This is a genomic window from Coleofasciculus sp. E2-BRE-01 (assembly GCF_040221695.1).
Classification (GTDB): Bacteria; Cyanobacteriota; Cyanobacteriia; order Cyanobacteriales; family Coleofasciculaceae; genus Coleofasciculus.
Genome location: NZ_JAVKEA010000151.1, coordinates 12,680 through 31,580, shown reverse-complemented (window position 1 = coordinate 31,580; position 18,901 = coordinate 12,680). Strand labels below are relative to the sequence as shown.

At 45.1% G+C, this 18,901-nt stretch carries 21 protein-coding genes; 14 read left to right on the top strand and 7 right to left on the bottom strand.

The genetic code is table 11. The annotated features are described in order from the left end of the window. The first annotated feature begins 1 nt into the window (after window position 1). The 7 genes from RIG66_RS18860 to RIG66_RS18830 all read left to right on the top strand — a co-directional run bounded on the left by RIG66_RS18860 (window position 2) and on the right by RIG66_RS18830 (window position 5,595). Complete coding sequence (locus tag RIG66_RS18860; protein WP_446380293.1) at window positions 2–355, top strand: circadian clock KaiB family protein; 354 nt, start codon at window positions 2–4, stop codon at window positions 353–355. A gap of 180 nt (window positions 356–535) precedes the next feature. Then, the gene (locus RIG66_RS18855; RefSeq protein ID WP_446380292.1) at window positions 536–1,030 is read left to right on the top strand and encodes a DUF427 domain-containing protein; all 495 of its coding nucleotides are present in this window, start codon (window positions 536–538) and stop codon (window positions 1,028–1,030) included. A gap of 64 nt (window positions 1,031–1,094) precedes the next feature. Beyond that, a complete protein-coding gene (lgt, locus tag RIG66_RS18850; protein WP_446380291.1) occupies window positions 1,095–1,973 on the top strand; it encodes a prolipoprotein diacylglyceryl transferase in 879 nt (292 codons plus the stop codon). Window positions 1,974–2,692: 719 nt separating this feature from the next. Continuing rightward, window positions 2,693–3,547: a precorrin-4 C(11)-methyltransferase gene (gene cobM / locus RIG66_RS18845; protein WP_044209659.1), complete on the top strand. Its 855-nt coding sequence runs from the start codon at window positions 2,693–2,695 to the stop codon at window positions 3,545–3,547. A 311-nt stretch (window positions 3,548–3,858) separates the two neighbouring features. Continuing rightward, entirely contained in the window at window positions 3,859–4,251 is a 393-nt protein-coding gene (locus RIG66_RS18840) for a zf-TFIIB domain-containing protein (protein ID WP_446380290.1), read from the top strand. 295 nt (window positions 4,252–4,546) lie between these two features. Continuing rightward, entirely contained in the window at window positions 4,547–5,029 is a 483-nt protein-coding gene (locus tag RIG66_RS18835; protein ID WP_446380289.1) for a flavin reductase family protein, read from the top strand. Window positions 5,030–5,241: 212 nt separating this feature from the next. Further along, window positions 5,242–5,595: a phenylpyruvate tautomerase MIF-related protein gene (locus RIG66_RS18830; protein ID WP_446380288.1), complete on the top strand. Its 354-nt coding sequence runs from the start codon at window positions 5,242–5,244 to the stop codon at window positions 5,593–5,595. 262 nt (window positions 5,596–5,857) lie between these two features. On the opposite strand, the gene RIG66_RS18825 is transcribed toward RIG66_RS18830, so the two are convergent. The 3 genes from RIG66_RS18825 to RIG66_RS18815 all read right to left on the bottom strand — a co-directional run bounded on the left by RIG66_RS18825 (window position 5,858) and on the right by RIG66_RS18815 (window position 8,180). Then, window positions 5,858–6,202 (bottom strand): DUF5615 family PIN-like protein, encoded by a 345-nt coding sequence (locus RIG66_RS18825; RefSeq protein ID WP_446380287.1) that lies wholly within the window; start codon window positions 6,200–6,202, stop codon window positions 5,858–5,860. Next, a complete protein-coding gene (locus RIG66_RS18820; protein ID WP_446380286.1) occupies window positions 6,199–6,492 on the bottom strand; it encodes a DUF433 domain-containing protein in 294 nt (97 codons plus the stop codon). The genes RIG66_RS18825 and RIG66_RS18820 overlap by 4 nt, the downstream gene beginning before the upstream one ends. 86 nt (window positions 6,493–6,578) lie before the next feature. Continuing rightward, window positions 6,579–8,180, bottom strand: coding sequence for a peptide ligase PGM1-related protein (locus RIG66_RS18815; RefSeq protein WP_446380285.1), 1,602 nt, complete (start codon window positions 8,178–8,180; stop codon window positions 6,579–6,581). 118 nt (window positions 8,181–8,298) lie between these two features. Here RIG66_RS18815 and RIG66_RS18810 point away from each other — a divergent pair, with 118 nt between their 5' ends. After that, entirely contained in the window at window positions 8,299–9,267 is a 969-nt protein-coding gene (locus RIG66_RS18810) for a hypothetical protein (RefSeq protein ID WP_446380284.1), read from the top strand. A 92-nt stretch (window positions 9,268–9,359) separates the two neighbouring features. Here the strand turns inward: RIG66_RS18810 and RIG66_RS18805 are convergent, their stop codons facing one another. Both RIG66_RS18805 and RIG66_RS18800 read right to left on the bottom strand, forming a co-directional pair. Beyond that, complete coding sequence (locus RIG66_RS18805; RefSeq protein ID WP_446380283.1) at window positions 9,360–9,815, bottom strand: hypothetical protein; 456 nt, start codon at window positions 9,813–9,815, stop codon at window positions 9,360–9,362. A gap of 530 nt (window positions 9,816–10,345) precedes the next feature. Then, entirely contained in the window at window positions 10,346–10,807 is a 462-nt protein-coding gene (locus RIG66_RS18800; protein WP_446380282.1) for a hypothetical protein, read from the bottom strand. Window positions 10,808–10,961: 154 nt separating this feature from the next. Here RIG66_RS18800 and RIG66_RS18795 point away from each other — a divergent pair, with 154 nt between their 5' ends. Continuing rightward, window positions 10,962–11,144, top strand: coding sequence for a hypothetical protein (locus RIG66_RS18795; protein ID WP_446380281.1), 183 nt, complete (start codon window positions 10,962–10,964; stop codon window positions 11,142–11,144). Between the two features lie 64 nt (window positions 11,145–11,208). Here the strand turns inward: RIG66_RS18795 and cas6 are convergent, their stop codons facing one another. Both cas6 and RIG66_RS18785 read right to left on the bottom strand, forming a co-directional pair. Continuing rightward, window positions 11,209–12,333 (bottom strand): CRISPR-associated endoribonuclease Cas6, encoded by a 1,125-nt coding sequence (gene cas6, locus RIG66_RS18790; protein WP_446380280.1) that lies wholly within the window; start codon window positions 12,331–12,333, stop codon window positions 11,209–11,211. A gap of 192 nt (window positions 12,334–12,525) precedes the next feature. Then, window positions 12,526–12,975, bottom strand: a complete 450-nt coding sequence (locus RIG66_RS18785; protein WP_446380279.1) for an Imm30 family immunity protein — start codon at window positions 12,973–12,975, stop codon at window positions 12,526–12,528. A gap of 476 nt (window positions 12,976–13,451) precedes the next feature. Between RIG66_RS18785 and crn3 the strand changes: the two genes are divergently transcribed. From crn3 to RIG66_RS18760, 5 genes are all read left to right on the top strand, one after another. Continuing rightward, complete coding sequence (gene crn3 / locus RIG66_RS18780) at window positions 13,452–13,790, top strand: CRISPR-associated ring nuclease Crn3/Csx3 (RefSeq protein WP_446365286.1); 339 nt, start codon at window positions 13,452–13,454, stop codon at window positions 13,788–13,790. Window positions 13,791–14,092: 302 nt separating this feature from the next. Next, entirely contained in the window at window positions 14,093–16,552 is a 2,460-nt protein-coding gene (cas10, locus tag RIG66_RS18775) for a type III-B CRISPR-associated protein Cas10/Cmr2 (protein WP_446380278.1), read from the top strand. After that, window positions 16,549–17,280, top strand: a complete 732-nt coding sequence (locus RIG66_RS18770) for an RAMP superfamily CRISPR-associated protein (RefSeq protein ID WP_446380277.1) — start codon at window positions 16,549–16,551, stop codon at window positions 17,278–17,280. Before cas10 ends, RIG66_RS18770 begins: the two co-directional genes overlap by 4 nt. Next, the gene (csx10, locus tag RIG66_RS18765; RefSeq protein WP_446380276.1) at window positions 17,277–18,494 is read left to right on the top strand and encodes a type III-D CRISPR-associated RAMP protein Csx10; all 1,218 of its coding nucleotides are present in this window, start codon (window positions 17,277–17,279) and stop codon (window positions 18,492–18,494) included. Before RIG66_RS18770 ends, csx10 begins: the two co-directional genes overlap by 4 nt. Beyond that, the gene (locus RIG66_RS18760; RefSeq protein ID WP_446380275.1) at window positions 18,491–18,898 is read left to right on the top strand and encodes a hypothetical protein; all 408 of its coding nucleotides are present in this window, start codon (window positions 18,491–18,493) and stop codon (window positions 18,896–18,898) included. Before csx10 ends, RIG66_RS18760 begins: the two co-directional genes overlap by 4 nt. Window positions 18,899–18,901: the final 3 nt, after the last annotated feature.

Genomic DNA, 18,901 nt, shown 5'->3' with positions numbered 1-18,901 from the left:
TATGAATGATTTCGATAAAAATAATGACAATTCGTCGGAGTTACTCGAAGACTCTCAAGCCAGTTTAGATTCTTTTGCTAACCTGGAGGTACAAACTTATATTTTTCGTTTGTATGTTGCTCAAAATAGTTTCAAATCGATCCAAGCGGTTAAAAATATAAAAAGTATCTGTGAAGAACACCTAAAAGGACGTTATGAACTGGAAATTATCGACATCCACGAAAATCCAGAACGTTTAGAACAAGAGCAGATTTTTGCTGTACCAACTCTGATCAAAGAACTTCCTCCTCCTTTACAGCGTTTAATTGGGGATATGACGGATAAGGAAAAGGTTAAGATTTGCTTGAGTATTTGATCAATTAACCTATTTTTAACACCAGGGGTCGATTAATTGAGTGAGTGAGTATAAAACCGCTCAGAATTGATGAGGTTGAGCATTGATTAGAAAAATTTTTGAGAAACTGGTAACATTATCAACACATACATAGACCTACAGCATCTAATCTGCCGTCTCATTAGAGAAAACAGCTAAACCGTGAAACCCAATCGTATTACTCCTGAACCGGGTCAAGAATCTGTCTGGGATTACCCACGTCCTCCTCGCCTAGAGGAGACAACCAAGCATATTCGGATCATCTTTAACGGGATCGCGATCGCAGATACCCGACGGGCAAAACGGGTATTGGAAACCAGCCATCCTCCCTGCTATTACATCCCACCGGAAGACATCAAGCTGGAACATTTAGCGAAGACAGGGCGTAAAAGTTTTTGTGAATGGAAGGGAATGGCTGGATATGCCGACGTTGTGGTAGGTGACAAGCGGGCTGCTAATGCCGCCTGGTATTATCCTGAACCAACTCCAGAGTTTGCTTCGATTAAAGATCACGTTAGCTTTTACGCCAGTAAAATGGACGCCTGCTATGTCGATGATGAATTAGTCCAATCTCAGCCAGGGGACTTCTACGGGGGATGGATCACCAAGGATATTGTTGGACCATTCAAGGGTGAACCCGGAACAATGGGATGGTAAAGTTGAGCCTGGGAACTCACGCGAATACATTGACCATTTTTAATTCACTCTCCGCTATACCCAAATGCTGCAAGCCATACCTTCCCTGATCCTGGCGTTTCAATTTGCCTCTCCAGGACCGATTCTGGTGAAGCTAGGACCACTGACGATCCGGTGGTACGGTTTACTCATTGCGTCAGCCGTATTAATTGGAGTCAGTCTATCCCAATATTTAGCCAAACGCCGTAACGTTGATCCAAACGCGATCGCAGATTTAGCAATCTGGCTGGTGATTGGGGCAATTCCCTGTGCCAGACTTTACTATGTCTTGTTTGAATGGGAACAATACGCCCAACGCCCGGAAGATATTATTGCGATTTGGAAAGGGGGTATCGCGATTCACGGTGCTATTTTGGGTGGACTTGTCGCCACGATCATTTTTGCCCGGATTCAGAAACTATCGGTTTGGTTATTAGCCGATTTGGTTGTTCCTTCGCTGATTTTGGGGCAAGCTATTGGACGTTGGGGTAATTTCTTTAATTCAGAAGCCTTTGGCAGTCCCACAAATTTACCGTGGAAACTGTATATTCCTCCCCAACAGCGCCCTCCAGGGTACATAAATTATCAATATTTCCATCCCACGTTTCTTTATGAGTCGCTGTGGAATTTATTGATTTTTGCGATACTGATCACCTTATTCTTTCGGGATTTGAAACGAAAACCGCACCTGAAAGTTGGCACATTGGCACTAATTTATCTGGTGGGTTATAGTGCAGGTCGCATTTGGATTGAAGGATTACGAACGGATAGCCTGATGGTAGGACCTTTACGCATTGCTCAAATTGTCAGTTTAGTGTCAATTCTCTTGGGATTGGCAGGTTTAGCATGGCTCTACTGGTTCCGTCGTCCTCTCCCGGATGTTGTACCACCAGAAAATCAGCAATGGGATGCAGTATCTGAGTAGTACAAGGTTCATTGGTGTCAATTTAACGCTAGAATACCATCTACAAGTTTAAACTGAGATCTGCTGCACTCTTCACAAACTCCAAGATACCGTGAGGTGGAGAATAACAAAAGCCCCAGAGAAAAAATCTCTAGGACTTAACCAGGGTGCATCTACCATTTCTTTTTTCTTATCCCTATGAACCTAATCCGGAAAAGTCGTCTAAAAATAACAAAAGCCCCAGAGAAAAAATCTCTAGGACTGAACCAGGGTGCATCTACCATTTCTTCCTTCCTATCCCTATGAACCTAATCCGGAAAAGCCGTCTAAAATAACAAAAGCCCCAGAGAAAAAATCTCTAGGACTGAACCAGGGTGCATCTACCATTTCTTTCTTCTTATCTCTATGAACCTGATCCGGACTAATCGCCTAAAAATAACAAAAGTCCCAGAGAAAAAATCTCTAGGACTGAACCAGGGTGCATCTACCATTTCTTTCTTCTTATCTCTATGAACCTAATCCGGAAAAGTCGCCTAAAAATAACAAAAGCCCCAGAGAAAAAATCTCTAGGACTAAATCAGGGTGCATCTACCATTTCTTTCTTCTTATCCCTATGAAGCTGATCCGGAAAAGTCGCCTAAAAATAACAAAAGTCCCAGAGAAAAAATCTCTAGGACTAAATCAGGGTGCATCTACCATTTCTTTCTTCTTATCCCTATGAACCTAATCCGGAAATTTATATGTATCAAAGTTCTGACTCTACTCAACTTCAAAACCCTCTCCCTTCCCTAGCCCCAGCCGTCTACATTATTGGTGCTGGACCTGGAGATCCGGAGTTATTAACCGTTAAAGCGTTGAAAATGCTGCAAAAAGCAGATGTTATTTTATTTGCCGACTCCTTAGTGCCATCACAAATTTTGCAGGAAACCCGTCCGGATGCAGAAATTATCAGAACTGGGAATAAAACCCTAGAAGACATCTTACCCCTGATGATTGAACGAGTGCGATCGCAAAAATCCGTCGTTCGTCTGCATTCGGGTGATCTGAGTCTATACAGCGCCATTCACGAGCAAATGCAAGCCCTTACCGAGGCGGAAATTCCCTTTGAAGTGATTCCTGGTATTAGTGCTTACCAAGCGGCGGCAGCTAAACTAGGAGTTGAACTCACTGTGCCGGACGTGGTACAAACCATTATCCTGACGCGCATTAGTGGTCGAGCCTCAGCCGTACCTGAGTCAGAAGAATTAGCATCCCTAGCCGCGCATCAAGCCAGTCTTTGTCTTTATCTCAGCGCTCGTCATATAGACGCCGCCCAAGCCAAACTGATGCAACATTATCCAGCCAATACCCCGGTTGCTGTCTGTTTCCGGATTAGTTGGTCCGATGAAAAAATGTGGCTTGTCCCTCTAGAGCAAATGGCAGCACTCACTCACCAGGAAAATCTAATTCGGACAACACTTTATATTATTAGTCCCGCCTTAAAAACACCCTGGTCTTTACCAGAGACAATATCTAGCCAAGATACCAAAGTAGGAACACGTTCCCGCCTTTACCATCCAGAACACTCCCACCTCTTTCGCCGCGAGGGGAGATAGGAAAGCTGGGGAAGTTGGGGGAGATAGGGAAGCTGGGGGAGCTGGGGGAGCTGGGGAAGTTGGGGGAGATAGGGAAGCTGGGGGAGCTGGGGGAGCTGGGGGAGCTGGGGGAGCAGGGGAAGCTGGGGGAGCTGGGGGAGCAGGGGAAGCAGAGGGAGACACCCCTAACTTGACTAAACCCGCCCCAATAGGGTGGTAGGTTGGGTAGAGCGTAAGCGAAACCCAACAGGCTAACGATGGCGTTAAAATTCCGATCATTAACCCTGCGAGTATAGTGATTGTATTGCCTGTTCCCTGTTCCTTAGTCAATTATGAAGCCAAGCGTTTGTCCTAAATGTGGTGCCAGCTTAAAGTCTATCACTCATGGTGGCATAGAAATTGATCGCTGCTGTAACTGCAAAGGAATTTGGTTTGATTCTCTGGAAGCTGAAAAACTCAAGCGGATTAAAGACTCCGAGAGTTTGGATATTGGAGATCCAGAAACGGGACATCAATTTGATCAAGTGGACGACGATGTGTATTGTCCTCGCTGTGGCGCGACGATGTTTCGCATGATTGATATTGATCGATATAGTATCTGGTATGAAAAATGCCCCCAGTGTCACGGTGTCTGGTTAGATGCGGGTGAATTTAAGAAGTTTAAGCGGAATTTCTCACGCAAAAGGATTTTAGGTCGAGTTCGCAAAACCTGGCGTTCTCATTAGCTTGTCTGTTGGAGGAGCGGGGGAGCTGGGGAAGCAATGTAGAGACGTGCCATGGCGCGTCTGGGAGCAGAGGGGCTTTCGGTGGAATGTCTGAAAGCTGGGGAAGTTAATTTAACACTCACTCAGGGCGGGTTTAGTCACATCGGGGTCAAAAAGAAACGATAGTAGTAAAACCCGCCCCTACAAACCATGTTCCCTCTAGGGTTGCGAAGGCTCAAAACTCTCCCCTGCACCCAAAACCCCTGACCTCTTGGTAAACTGAATGCCATATCTGTGCAACTAGGGAGAGGATGCCTTGCTAGACGAACAAGCGAAAAAAACGATGCTGCGTAAGATTCCGCATGGTCTGTATATCTGCGGCGTCAAAGATGATGATAACTTAAACGGTTTCACCGTAAGTTGGCTGATGCAGTCTTCGTTTGAACCGCCACTGGTGGTTAATTGTATTAAGAGAGAGACAGGTTCTCACGAAATGCTGAAAAAAAATGGTGTGTTCAGCATCAGCTTCCTAGAAAATGGACAAAAAGACATGGCGGCGAAATTCTTTAAACCCCAAAGCCGGGTTGGGAATAAGTTCGCGGATGTGGAATTTTATGAAGGAGAAGCGACAGGCTGTCCAATCATTTCTGACTCCCTCGGTTACATCGAATGTAAAGTAGTCGATTCGGTGGAAAAGGGAGATCACAGTGTTTATGTGGGGGAAGTGATTGCCGCAGGTATCCACCGGGCAGGAGAACTGCTTTTACTCGAAAGCACTGGTTGGCAATATGGTGGCTAGAGACTGAACGCCAATTGTCCCATATCCCAAATGGTTCTAACTCAGCTCTGGCAACAGTTAAGGGTAAGCTGATTTGACGTAGAGTGGGCAAGAGTTATAAACCTAAACACCCTTCTATGATCATGTGTTGCTCTTACCAACCACCGGGTAACTGGGGATTTATGACCAGTGCTGCAAGATCTCAGTTCTAATGAAGTTGAAAAAATAAGCCTATGCCTCTGATTAAAGTTCAATCATCTGTCAGTAATCCAGAACCTACCCTAGTGGAAGGGTTGCTCAAAACCCTTTCCGGTAAGCTAGCCCAGCATGTAGGGAAACCTGAATCCTATGTGATGACAGCATTTGAAGATGGTGTATCCATGACATTTGGCGGTACTGTTGAGCCAACCTGCTACATGGAAGTCAAAAATATTGGCACGATGAATCCAGCCCAAACCCAGGCAATGAGTCAAGACTTTTGCCAGGTGATTAGTGAAAAGCTGGGTGTCCCGATTAAGCGAATTTATATTGAGTTCGCTGATGCCAAGGGTAGTATGTGGGGGTGGAACGGTACAACCTTTGGTTGAGGGGTTGGTTTTATCCTGATCGAGCTTTTGCTGTTTTTAGGGATAGCAGATAATATCCAAAAGCTAACCCGTGCTTGTTGGGGACAGGACATCAACCCAACCTACTCTCGTTAACATGAACCCCAAAGTAAGCCCCCCTTTTTAAGGGGGGTTTGGGGGGATCTCTACCGTGCTGTATTGGCACGCCAAACTAACCTAATCAAAGTCAGCATCCTATCCTATTGGCTATCGAGCGTCATCTGTGCAAAATTTCTGGTAATTGTTACACATACAAAAGCTGGTTAAAAACCTCATCGGCTGTCAGAGTATTCAGAATGATACCGACTCGTTTAGCAATCTCATAAGCATTATTTTGAGGTGTGACAATGATGCCTGAATGCTGTTGTCCGATTTCGATGTAGCTCAGGTGCAATCTTTCATAATCCACTCGATTGTGAGTCAATAGACATCGCTCTTGTGCAGCAGCATAAGCCAATTGTTGCTGATCAGAGCAACTCGCCATCCCAGCATCAAGAGTTGTTAGGACATCCAAACCTCTAGCTCTGAGAAGAGTGACAACCAAATTAGCAATATCCTCATCTGTGTAGAGTGACGCAAAGATTTTCATTCCGCTTCTAAGGCTTTGCGAACTGCGGGATGAATCAGATCGTCTGGGATTCGATTTCGCTCAATATACTCATTGATTTCAGCCTGGTTATCTAAATAGAAACTCAGGGCATCAAAGACTTGAGCCAGGGTAAGCTGGGGATACTGAGCCGGAATTTCTTCAGGAGGAGTACCCAATCGCCATAAGCCGACAATGACTCGCACCGATATGCGCGTCCCGATAATAATCGGTTCACCGTTTAAAATGTCTGGATTACGAGTGACATATCTGGAAACTGATGTAGTCGTCATTAATCAAACCCTAGGAGATAGCTCATTTTTATTATCATCCTAACTACGGGAAAGCCGCATCTGTGTGCAATCAAGCGGATTCGATATCACTTAGAGAACCAGGAAATCGGCTCACAGGGATAAGAAAACTGGTCATTATCAATCCCTGTAGTTTCGTGATCCAATACTTGCATCACCTGGTTATAAAATGCCTCCGCTTCGGGAGGGGAATCACCAATACAGGTTAATCCCAGTTTGCCAAACTCTGAGAGGGCACCCATCAGATGAAACACATTCCCCGTCCGGGTACTGCTATCAAAATGTAGGCGATAATGGGTGATAATATCCATCAGATCATTAGGCATTAAGCCTCGGTAATGATCCCGTTGTAAATTATCCGTAGCGATGTAATATTTCTGACGACCTTGCTGGCTGTGAAATAAACCCGTTGAGGCGTCATAATGACCATTGGTTAAATACCGCAGCGACATAAACGGATGGGTGGTTCCCCCTTTGCGTAAGTTAATTTCGATCGCCTGTAAATCCCAGACAGTCTCCCCCTTCTCCGGCTGGTGAACGGCGACAAAATCCACGCCATACCGTTCAATCGCCCCTTTTTCTGCCAACGCTTCTCCCACTTTAATTCCCATCTGTTGTAAGGGTAAGCGATAGGCTGCATCGGCGGGAAATCGACATCCTAGATAAATCTGACCGTCTGGACCCCCTAAGATTTGATCATGGGTGGAGAGTATCTTCACGTCACCATTCGGGGTAATATACCCTTGCACACTAGGCGATCGCTTATTCTCTCCTTCAATAAAGACCTCGACAATCGCGCCTAATTCGGGGATGCGACTGGAAAACTGAGTCCAGGTTTCATTACTTGCCTGAAAGCCTAAATGCTCTAAATCTTCGTGGATAGCGGCAACCCGTTGATCATGGGACGCTTTTCCCGGTGCAGCGTCGGGGATTTTTCTCAAATCCAGAATCGCATTCCCTTCCCCAGAAAAGCCTTCATTGAGTTTAATCACCATCCGCTTTAAATCAGGATGATGTTCCCACAACACAGCCGCCGCTTCTACCAACTCGTCCACCGTCCACAGCGTTTCGCAACCATCGGGATGGGGGATACCACTAACTTTAAAAATTTCCCGACTCCCACTCTTGGTTCCCCAGTAAAGTAAATCGGGGTCAGGTGCAAGAAGCGGTAGATTGAGTTTTACTGATAATTCTCGCTCAAACTGAGTGGAATTATAACAGACCATATACGACTTGTGCGGACGCAACGCCTGACGAATTCGCGCCATTAAGCGGGGACGTTCTAATATTTTTTGGCTGAGGGGTTTGAGTGAGGCGTCATAGGTGGAGAGGAGCATCAAACGCTCACGAGCGTGAGAAAAGGGAATGCCGGGTAAAAGTTGCAAATAATAATCAATGACTATCGGCGATAGCGGTACCGCCGTCACATAAATCAGGCGGGTGCGGGGATTGCGTAAGCGAATCAGGGAAAATAACAGCCGTTCCTCATAATGCAGGAAACCGGGAATCTTCGCCAGTTCCCGCTGATCCACAGTAACAGACGGCACCACCAATATGTCGCGATCGTCCTGGTCAAACAGATCAATACTAGACCAGCGATCGCGCAACTGACTCTGAAGCTGCCGAAACCGTTCTGCTTGTGTGGAGGAGGATGAATTCAATCCATGCATTGCCCCTGAACCGCCTAACTATTATACATAGCAATAGTAACGGTTACTTGGCACAACTGTGATAGTGTAAACGTTAATCTTTGAAAAGCAATCAACGTTTACTGGCGAAACATCAAGGATGACCCTCTATCCCAAAACCAAAGCGCTGGAAGGGCGGATCACTATTTTTAGTCGAGTCATCAGCATCATGTTTATGCTGTTTGGTATCGGTGCCGCCATTGCACAACTGGCTAAAATCTCTCCGTTTTTAGAGTCTTATCCGGGCTGGACGTGGAATTTGAGTAATATCAGTGCCTTAATTTTAGGTATATTGTTGTTCCTTTTGGGGAAAAGCCAAGGGATTAAAAGGCTGGTGTATTTTTCCCTGTTTTCCGGGCGAGAAACAATGAAGCGGTTTCTCTTAGTTTTCCCGATATTCGCCACGATTATTCTGCTACTGCTCAAATTTCGCCTCGGTGACAGCCGTTCCTATCGGATGATTCTGGATGAGGGAGGATTTATTGAATATGGCACGGTTATCGCTTATTTCCTGGCGGGTGGATTTTCGATACCGATTGGTCGTTATTTTTTCCGGCTGCGTCAAAAGGTTTTGGGCTGGGGGTACTATCTGTATAGTGCCTTTTTTATTTTTGTCGCCTTAGAAGAGGTCAGTTGGGGTCAACGATTATTTGGCTGGGAACTCCCCCCTTTCTTTGAAGCCTACAATGTTCAAGGAGAATTCACGATTCATAATTTGGTCTGGTTTCAGGATTATTGGGGGGAAGGAATTATCGGGATTAGTTTTATCTGTTTGTTAGGGATTATTTTCTGGTATCGTTCGCATCGACAAAATCAGCAAGGGGGTTATCACTATCTCACTTATTTAACCCCTAGTTGGTTTTTGGCGATATTTTTTAGTTTGGCGTTGGTTATTTATGTCATTCTTGAATATACCGATGGGTTAGAATTTGTTATTTCCAGAGATCAAGAGTTTGCTGAACTGCTTCTATCGTTAGGGTTTTTGTTTTTTGTGATCGTGAATTATTTTCGGCAGGTGTTTAAATTTGAATTATTAAAACCCAGAGCAGAAGACAGGGAGCGCCAGTAGGGTGGGTTAGGCGGAATTAAATCGAGGAAATAACCATTTAATGGGATATCCGCTGTAACCCACCAATAATGCACACCTTGCACCGTTAAAGCTTACTGGAAAATGCTTTTAATTATATCGGGAAGATGACGATCGCCGGAAAAGAAATCGATGCCGACTAAGGATTTGAGTAAGTACGCGAATAGGAATAAACTGGCGCTTAGTAGCAGGTTTGCGCCTAACAGTAGGATAATTGCCGCGATCACATTGCCAACTTTAGCTACGCCTTTGGGGATGTAACGCCGGGGTTTTCGTCGCCTATCTTTACCGACTAATAACACGACATAGAAGCGGGTGACGATTAAATCGACTAAAAATCTTAAATCGACAATCTTGGGTGATGGCTTGGGAATTGCCTCATCTAACAGATTAAATATTGCCTGAAGCTGTTGGGGATTGAAACTTGCTCGGAGTTCTGGCTCCATTTTGTCGATGTAATACTGGGGCGTGCGATCGGCGTAGTTGGGGATTTTGGGCTGAGATTGTCCCGGTAAGGTTGAAGTTTTCACGTTATTGTCTCCTTGATTGATTTGATACTTGAGCCAAGAACTAAAGTTCTGGCTTAAAGCTTAAACCCGTTAAAACGGGTTAAAACGGTTACTCGTTTTTTTAGCTTGAGGTTATCGGCATAGTTGGGGGTTTTTGGCTGAGATTGTCCCGGAAAGGTTGAAGTTTTTACGTTATTGTCTCCTTGATTAATGTGATAATTGAGCCAAGAACTAAAGTTCTGGCTTAAAGCTTAAACCCGTTAAAACGGGTTAAAACGATTACCCGGTTTTTTAGATTGAGGTTTCGGAATGTTATTTCCTGGCGTTTGAGGTTGTAGATTGGGTTTCGACTTCGCTCAACCCAACAGAATAGAGGGCTAAAAGTTTTACTACAAGCCGGATATCCTGTAGGGTGGGCACTGCCCACCAGCATACCAGTCAGTGACATTTCTCTTCAGTCAGTATCATTCAGGTTAGGATACATTGAATCGCTGATACAAAAAGGTAGCCGTAATAATCATTTGGTTTTCTGCTTGTTGCTCGATCAACGATTAACGTATAACCATCATGTCCAAAATTCGACCGACGGCTAAGCCACTAAAAGCTAGGGTGACTAAAAACCAAAAGGCTTGAGTGTTTTTCAATCCGGTGGCTTGGATCGGTTGTTTGGCAAAGGCTACACCAAAGGCTAGAATTATGCCTAAAAGCCAGATAAAAAATAAGGCAATGACTAACAGTTGAAAATTGAAACGTAGGCTGGGGGGGTACGCCCTGGCTAGGGTGCCGATCCAGACAACGCCAACCACCCAAGTGATGGCTAATGCGATCGCGCTTTTGCCTCGCCAAGCTAAGTGTACGGTGACGGCTTGGGTTCCTAGCCAAATTAGCGCCGGGGCTTGATAAAGGGATAATAACCAACCAGCTACGGTGTATCCAATCAGGAGACTGATTAGATGTAGCCCCAGTAGGGATTGTCCGTATTCGATTGTTGGTGTAGATAGTTTTTGTAACATTCGGGGAATCTCATGCTTTGTCTTTTGTCCTTCTTAGATTCAGGATTCCCGTTTTTTTGGCGAAACTCACAACATCGGAAAGGTTTGAGGGGCAAGGGGTGACAAGCTAAGTCAAAGGTAGGCAGGGTGTAGGGTGTAGGGTGTAGGGTGTCGGGTGTCGGGTGTCGGGTGTCGGGTGTCGGGTGTCGGGTGTCGGGTGTGGGGGGCGGAAGTGCAGAGTTCATTTATCGGTGAGGAGGGCGGGTTTTGTTTTTCCGTTATCGGTGGGGAGGGCGGGTTTTGTTGTTCCGTTATTGGTGAGGAGGGGGGGTTTTGTTTTTCCGTTATCGGTGAATAGCGAAATTGGTTCCCTAAATCCGCCCCTACAATTGTGGCTAAACCCGCCCCGACAAAAATACTTGTTATCTGTCATTGTTCAAGATGGCACGACGGGCTAATTTGGCGTAAGTTTTGACGGTTTGGTAACGCATCTCTAGATCATCTGCGATCGCCTGTAAGGATTCGCCCATTTCTCGTCGTGCTAAGATGGTTGCCCAGGTTTCGGCGATGTCTTGCGCCCGATTTCCCCCTTGGCGCTGGCGTTGGGCGAGAAATTGTTGGGTTAATTCGCTGATGCGTTCGGCTAATAGGGTTTCCATCGACGGGAGGGCGGTGGTTTCGGGGGATAACCAGCCTAGGCGAGTTTGTCCTAAACCAAAGGGGGTTTTGTGTCCGGTGCCGCAGTAGGGCGCAAATTGGGCTAAGGTATGGAATAATTGGCTAAATTCTGGGTGTTGGGTTGCACCTGAGTCCAGTCCTAACGCGATCGCACCTGTGAATCCAGTGACGACTCCTTTCTTTCCGGCTGCGACTTTCATCGATTCTAAACGGTGACGCTGAATCACTACATTTTCCTCTACCCAGTCTAAAAAGGCGGTTTGGTTAAAGGGGCGATCGGAAAAATCATTCCATCGCCGCAAATAGCTGTGGAAGAGATTCGTGGGAACTGGTAAAGGGAAATGGTGTCCCTTGCGGCGAAAGCTGGTGGGGGTAAGGAAGCTGAGGCTTAGGGATTGGGGTAGGGTGGGGGTTGGGGTGAATAAGTTAGGATAAGTGGTTGGTGCTAAAGCGATGTGACAACGGCTAATGTTTAGCACCGCACCGCGTAACTTAATCATATCTGGCAGGTGATGAACCCATTCGGCTAGCCATTGGGTTAGGGGTTGGTAAAGGGCGGTGATGTACCAACGGTAGGTTGTATCGGGTTTGAGTTTGAGGGTTTTTCCAGAGGTGAGGAAGTCTCCGTCTAAGCGGGAGAGGGTGAAGGGTTTCTCGGATTGACCATCATGGAGATAGGCGGAGAGTTCGGGGTTGGTTTGGCGAACTTGATCTAAGAACCAGGCGTGGAGTCGGACGGTGTATTGAGTATAGAGGGAGTCTGGGGCGTTGGCGGTTAATTCTAAGACAAGTCCGACTAATTCTGTATCCGGTGTCCAGGGATGGCGGGATGGAGGGGGTTGGGTTTGGCTGCGTTTGCGGGGTGCCATGATGGGGTGAATGCCGGATTTTTAAGGGGTTGCTCCTAATATAAGTAGGTGGGGACAATTAAAGTTAACGGTGGAGATCGTCATTCGTCATTTGTCATTCGTCATTTGTAAGGGTTTGATGGTTGTTTACATAAGTTAACATGATTGAGTTTATTTCCACCAACCTACTTATATAGGGTAGACTTAGTTATCTCAAACCTGTTTCATTAACTCCCCTGGCGAATTCAGATCGGTTAAATGACGAGTAGCGCTGTCTTCAAGCAATTGACGGATAAAATTTGGATGTTGTGAGTTAACCGAATGTAACAACTCTCGATACAACCGACAAGCCGAATCATCATTCAAAATCCGAGTATGGATGATTCTCGCCCAATCTTGAGCCAACCCGATTAACTGAGGCGCCACAGTTATAAATGCTTGAAGCTGTTGCTGTAAATCAAAGGATTCTAGACAATGAAGCAGACTAAACATGACCTCTGGCTGTTCACAGCGATCATCGAAAATGAGATGTAAGGTGGGTAAATCCTCGGTTTGAGGATGCTTTGCTAGTTCAGCTAACGCCGTTTCAAAGGCGATCACCTCTTGGCGCGATCGCATGAATTTATTAGCCTCTAAGACACGAATCCAATTGGTTTGTGACATCAGCTATTTTCTCCCTGCTCAAAAATACCCTGCCAAGCTAACTTATTGAACTGGATAATATCCTGTAAGCTGCGTCTAATTTCTGTTGTTTCCATCCCCTTTCGGGGAAGTGAGTTTGTCAAGAGTTCGCTCAGGAAACCTTACAGGGAGAGAGTTTCAGACGCCAAATCTACACACCTTTTTTCAGTGTCAATTACTCAACGCTTATTGACAAAAATCTCCGGTTTTCATCGTCCAAAACCCTTACCTAGACCGCCATCGACACACCTCAACGGAAAAATGAGGCTTTCAGCGATCGCGTGACCTGTGTAGATAAGCTAATTTACCGTATTTCGCTATGCAATTTTCCAGGTTCTGTCGTTATTCGATAATAATACAAGCAAACCCCCTTAAATGCCAAACCCTTCCGGTCGTCGGAAAAGGGTCTTTCCTGGAAGCTGCTACATTAGCCTCGTACTCACAGAACAGCAAAAACCATGAACGCGATTCAACTTCAACTGCTTCCCCATCAAACCCAAACCGGTTTACCCTATCAACACCTGCATTTCCAGATTACAACAGATGACGGCATTATTTCCCCCCCAGACATTAAAGGAATCAAACTACCAGAAGGAATACCCTTCAACCAAGGTATCGTCATCGAAGGAAAAGGTCCGATTTGGCTGTACAGTTACCTAGTTCACGAATGTCATCCCGCCGCTTGGGTAGGATGTTATGACCCCCGTTTAGGCGTTGTCGTCGTCGCGACTCACACTCACGATGTCTCCGTGGGTGAAGTATTTCCCGTGGAATTACCCGCCGCACTGTCTCGGTAATCCAGCCATCTAGCGAGGGAGATCATCCGGTATTGAGGCTCAAACATCCGCCCCAAGTTCAAAGGACTGGCTGTCCATTAAAATAGACTTCAAACTGAATGTCACTGACTTAAGCCGAATGTTGCTGACTTAGGGCTTAGGCGGAATGCTGTTGATTTGGACGCCAGGACATCAATTTCTTATCTTTAAGCTCAAGTAAACTAAAGATTACTAGATACAAGGCTTTGAACCCGTTTTAACGGGTTTTAGCTTTGAGCCTGAACTTTAGTTCAGGGCTATAGTTCTTAAACGCAGGCTGAATTATGACCCATTCTCTACCCCTCCTAACCATTGGAATCGCCTGGTGTCTCGCTTGGGGCGAGGGGCGTGAACCGCAGTTTGATTTGAGTATCTTGCAGCAAATGCGAGAAGCGCTGCGTCAAGGGAAAGATGTTCCGGATACAGAAGCACTAAAGGGCTTACTACAAACGGTGCGGCAACTACAAGAGATTTCCCAAGACTATTTTCCCGATAAAATTACTGATCTTCAGGATAACTATGCCAATTTATGGGAGCAAACCACCCGAATCGGTTTAGTCTATGGCGGTGCAACAAAGATTAAAGGCTATGTATTTGAATCAGCCAAACTCCCTGAAATTCGGGGTGCATCAGCATTACTAGATCGAATTAATTTAATAGATTTACCTGCGTTTTTCAAATGTGAAGAATTGCCAGAGGACTTTCCCGAATGTTACCGAGCCAGACAATATTGCCAAAAGGTTAGGCGAGAGTTACAACACAAAGATAAAACACTACACTCGTTATGGGACGCACTGATTCCTGAGTTAGTGATTTACTCAACCGGGGGTAACATTTTAGCCTTTTGCCCGACAGCCTTTGTCCCGGATTTGGTTAATTTAATTGAAAAACGCTATACAGAAGAAACCTTGACCGCTAATTCTTGTGCGGTAGGAGAAAGTTTCAGATTGCTGGAACTGCGATTTGGATTACTTGACCATCCGATTGAACAAACCAAATGGTTAGACTGGTATTTACAGGATAAGAAACGGCAAACAAATCCGCTCGCAACCGCCTACTTTGGTCAAGTAAAAAACGGTCAAGACTGGAAAGAGTTATTTAAAAATCGCAAGAACTTTAACGAAATAACCGGGAAACTGGCGGCTTTATTTCAGCAGCGACGTAACGGGAATAACATACCTGATAGCCAACGCCCCAGCCGTCGCTATCCGCCTATGTTTGAAACCCATCCTTATTTATTGCGGGATGACGTCGAACATCGCCTAGCTATTGCCCCTGGGAGTCGTCTTCCGGATGAACCTTGGTTTTCTGATGCTTTAGCCCGTAAGCGTATTGTTGGACAACGAACGAAAGGAGAAGGGAGTCGCAGTCAGAAATGGTGGACAAAAAATTCGGATTGGAAATGGCAACTTGGTCAAGTTAAGACATTATGGAATTCAGGGTATCTGGAAAGCTGGGTGGTTAAATTTAGGCGTTTTATCGAAAAAAGTCACTATCGAGATCGCTATTATCAAGACATCGCCAAACAGAAAATTGGCGAAGCGCGATCGCTCACCGAAATTGGCAATGCAGGAAATGGCTTTGTCGGCTATATTTATGCTGATGGCAATAACATAGGAGGTTATATTCAGAAAGAACTCAAAACCCCCCAAGATTGTCGCCGATTTAGCCGAGATATCTTTACCGCCACAGAAGAATCAGTGTACCACGCCCTGGGACAGCATCTTAACCCTCATCAATTAAATGGTTTAACTGGAGAAAACCAACATCGGAATGGCGCGATTATTTATCCGTTTGAAATCCTCACAATTGGTGGGGATGATGTCATGTTAATTGTGCCAGCCGATAAAGCACTGGCAATTGCTAAAACCATTGGCGAGGAGTTTGAGCGAATTCTTCTGGAAGGCGAAAAGATACAAGGGCGAGACGACTATGGAATTACTGATTCAGAAATAATCTCACGTTCTCAAGACTGTCACAGATACCAAGGGAAGATATCTGTCACCCCTTCACGATGTAAACTGAGTATGTCAACGGGGGTTCTCATTACGGCTTATCAAACGCCCATTTATTATGCCGAGAATTTGACCAATCAATTACTTAAGTCAGCCAAGAAGAAGGCAAAGCAGTTAAAAAAAGACTATGGCTATCATGGCGGAACCGTTGACTTTCTCACTCTAAAATCAGTCACCATGATTTCCTCAAATATTGAATCCTTTCGCCAAGAGGGTTTAACCAAGCAGGAACAAGACAAAAGTAAACCAACCCTGAAACTCTATGGCGCCCCCTACACCTTACATGAACTCGGCGGATTGATAGAAACCGGGGAGAAACTAAAGCAGTCAGAATTTCCGCGATCGCAACTTTATCAAATCCGCAGTTTGTTAGAGCGAGGTAAATCTACAACGATGCTAAATTATCGATATTTCCGGGTGCGATTACAACCGGAACAACAAAAACTCTTGAAAGACTACTTTGAAGAAGCGTGGTGTAAAGCGATAACCAACGATGGCAACTTAGCCCCGTGGATGTTTGATCGCGATAGCATGATTGCCAATCTTATTGTGCTAATTTTATTGGAAACGTTTACACCTGAACTATTTCGGTTACAGTATAGTCTCTTAAGTTTACTCAAAAAATCAACTTATTATACTATTTGGCGAGAACTCATAGAACTCTATCCATTCATTGAAGTGCAACCCGAATCAGCCTCTCAGACAACAACAATGATTAGTAACTCATGATTTATCTACAAGAATTACTATCTAATCCAGTCGAAACAATCTCCCTAACGGCTGTCATTCATACCGCTTTATGTGTGGGTGCAGGAGGTTCTTCCGGTTCTCTCGCCGATAAGCCAATTGTGCGTACTGCGGACAACAAACTTTTGATTCCTGCATCTCAACTTAAAGGGCGTTTGCGCCATGAATGTGAGAAATTAGCACGGGGGTTAGGGTGGGCAATTTGTCAAGCCCCTAATCCTCAAACGATGTGTCCCCAACGTGCGGGTTTTCCTGAAGAGGAGGCGAGGCGTTTTCAACGAGACGAGGATTATCGAGTACCAGGAGATAACCGATATCATTGTTTAATTTGTCAGATATTTGGCAATCCCACCTTACCGTCACGAGTCATCTTTGATGACTTAATTTGCCAAGAAAAACCGGACAATCTCCCGCCAGAGGTTCTCCGCCCGGGCGTGACGATTAACCGCCGTCGTCATACCGCCGAAGAGAAAAAACTCTACTTCCTAGAAACCTCACCCGCTAATGTTCAGCTTAAGTTTACTGGCGACATTCACCTGCAGCCTAATTATCCTTCTTATACCAAAGCCTTAATTTTAGCCGGATTACACCATATCAACGCCTTGGGGGGTTCTAAATCCACAGGATTGGGATGGCTGACGTGGGAAATTAAGGGGGTGTCAGTAGAGGAAAAGGATTGGCAAACCCTGTTACCAGGAGGTGGACAATGAAACAGATTCAACTAACCATTACCGCCTTGTCACCTCTAGCCATTGGGCGGAAAAAACCAGGAGGTTCAGTGAGTGAAGCGGGAGACTATATTCCCGGTTCGGTAATTCGGGGGGCGATTGCTTCCCAGATGATTCAACAGTCTCATCTAGATAATCCTGATTTAACGAAAACTGATAATGATTTTAAGGACGTATTTTTGCGGGAAAATGCGACAATTTTCCATAATGCCTATCCCGCCCCTACAAATAGCGATGCAGAGGTTAATGTGTTACCTGCCACTGCCTTAAGTTCTAAAACCAATCCTGGATTTAAGCCGAAAGGTTACGGCGTTTTTGATACTCTAATTGATCGTTTCTGTGCGGAAAGCTATGGGTATCCTTATGATCCAATATGTCCCCAAGATGGTGGACGAGTTGAACCCTATAGTGGGTTTTACAGCCAAAAGAATGAGCAACACTATCAAACTCATTCCGTCTCTAAGCGCCTGCTAACTCGTGTGGGCATTAATCGGCGTCGGGCAACAGCAGAAGAACAAGTTTTATATAGCATTGAGGTTCTGAATGAAACTCAGAATCAGCAACCCGTTGTTTACCGCAGTTCGATTCTAGTTGAAGATGATAACCTGGCTGATCAACTGACTCAATTTATCAATCTCAACTCCAGAAATTTCCGCCTAGGTGGTGTCATGTCGCGAGGCTTAGGTAAAGTGGAGATTCAGGGAACGGTGAGTTCAGTTAAGCAAACCTTGGAATCCCGTATTTATCGGTTTAATCATGCTATCCAGAATCGTTGGCTTGAGTGGGGAAATCTCTTTGGCAATCGTCCACTAGAGAATCGGACTTACTTTACATTAGATTTGCAATCTGATGCGATTTTAACCGAAAACTGGCAACGCACTATGGTGATTTCTGAAGATATGCTAAAAGAGTTTGTTCAGTTAAGAGACTGCCCAGTCGATTTGCAGGTTGCTTATAGCAGCTATGACTATTGTTCGGGCTGGAATTCGGCTTGGGGATTGATGAAGGATGTGGAGTTAATCACGAATAAAGGTAGCGTTTATTTATTTAGTACAATCAAAGAGAAGGAGAAAGATTGGATGGCGGCGTTAGAAAGGTTAGAGTTGAAAGGAGTAGGCGATCGCACCTGCGAAGGGTTTGGTCAAGTGCAAGTTTGTAATGATTTTCATACTATAGTTTGGGAGGAGGCTGTATGAATCTACAAGCACAACAAGTTGAACTTCAGGTACAAAAAGGAATTCGCCAAGCCGAGGATGATTTAGTCCTCTGGATTCAAGCGGCGTTAGATACGACTAAGTATGGCAATTTAGAAGAGTCTCAATTTCGTAATTTAGTCCGTGTTGCTGATACGACGGATAGTGCGGAAGTGATCAAGAATTTTATTCGCTATCAAGTCGGTCGAGATAAAAAATGGGGGAGAGGGAAAGGTTCGCTAGCTGAGAAAATTATTCAAGATATCGATGGTAATATTAAAAAAATTGCTCAGAGTATTGCTGAAGCCTCTCAAGGTGAGGTAAAGAAAATTTGGTTAGAATTAATTCGTCGTTATTTGGGGTATGGTTCTCGTCATCTCAAGTATTTAAAAGAGGGTTTAGATTGATAA